Annotated in this window: 1 protein-coding gene; it reads left to right on the top strand. The window is 76.8% G+C overall.

Annotation, left to right across the window (positions count from 1 at the left end):
• Positions 1 to 123: 123 nt before the first annotated feature.
• Positions 124 to 1,380: CocE/NonD family hydrolase (locus tag ACIQOV_RS41440; protein ID WP_401056320.1), on the top strand; the 1,257-nt coding region annotated here is incomplete at its 3' end.

Below are 1,380 nucleotides of genomic sequence, written 5' to 3'. Positions count from 1 at the left end.
CAGGCCCCGCGCATCAGGCCCTCTCATCAGGCCCCTCTCATCAGGAAAAGGGCCGCTCCCTCCCCTACTGTCGGAAATACCGAACCGTCGGAAGGCCGACGCCAGGGACCGATGGGAGCGGCCATGCCGTCCTACCCCTTCCACACCACCCGCGAGGACCTGCACATCCCGCTGCCCGACGGCACCCGGCTGGCCGCCCGGCTGTGGCGGCCGGTCGGTGACGAGCCCGGCCCCGCGCTGCTGGAGTACTCCGGCGGCCGCCTCACCGACCGGACCGCCGCCGAGGACGCCCGCCGCCACCCCTGGTACGCGGGCCACGGCTACGCCGCCGTCCGGGTCGACACCCGCGGGCACGGCAACTCCGAGGGCATCCCCGGTGAGCCCGGTGGCGAACAGGAGCTGGCCGACGGCGCCGCCGTGGTCGACTGGCTCGCCCGCCGCCCCTGGTGCAACGGCCGGCTCGGCCTGCTCGGCACCGGCACCGCCGGCACCACCGCCCTGCGGCTCGCCGCCCGCACCCCCGGCACCGTCGGCGCCGTCGTCACCGCCTGCCCCGAGGGCGGCCACCGGCTCGGCGGGGCCGTGCTCGCCGCCGACCTGCACACCCGGCTCACCACCCTGGTCGCCGACGCCGCCCTGCCACCGGACCCGCGGCACGTCGGCGACGCCTGGCGGGCCGCCTGGCTGGCCCGGCTGGAGGCGCTGCAGCCGCCCGTCGACGACTGGCTCGCACCCCGCGCGAGCACCGTCCCGGTGTCCGTGCCCACCCTCGCCGTGGCCGGCTGGGGCGACCCGTCCTGCTCCTTCGTGCTGCGGCTGCTCGCCGAGTCCCCCACCGCCCACGCCCTGATCGGACCCTGGCCGCACGGCCTGCCCGAGGCCGCCCTGCCCGACACCCTGCGCTGGTGGGACCACTGGCTGCGCGGCATCGACACCGGCGCCCTCAAGGAACCCGCCCTGCGCGCCTGGCTCTCCACCCGCTGGACCGGGGACGAGGCCTGGCCCTCCCCCGACGTCCGGGAGATCCACTACGGCCTGGACGGGCCGCTGCGCACCGCCGGCACCGCCTCCCACGACCGGTACGTCCCGGTCCGGTCCCCGCAGCACACCGGCCTCAACGCGGGCGCCTACGTCCCCCACGGCCGTCCCGCCGACCGGCCGCCGGACCAGCGCGAGGAGGACGGCCGCTCGGTCTGCTTCGACTCCCAGCCGCTGCCCGAACCCGTCGAGCTGCTCGGCGCCCCGACCGTCCGGCTGCGGCTGCGCGAGGACGGGGCACCCGTCCAGGTGACGGTGCGGCTGTGCGCGGATCGGCGCATCGAAGACGTCGACGACGAATTCCGAGGTGCCACTGCCCTCGTAGTCGACGTCGCGATGGCT

The sequence above is a fragment of the Kitasatospora sp. NPDC091257 genome, from assembly GCF_044757675.1.
Taxonomy (GTDB): domain Bacteria; phylum Actinomycetota; class Actinomycetes; order Streptomycetales; family Streptomycetaceae; genus Kitasatospora; species Kitasatospora lactacystinica.
Note: the sequence above shows the minus strand (reverse complement) of the source record. Positions and strands in the feature narration are given on the sequence as shown.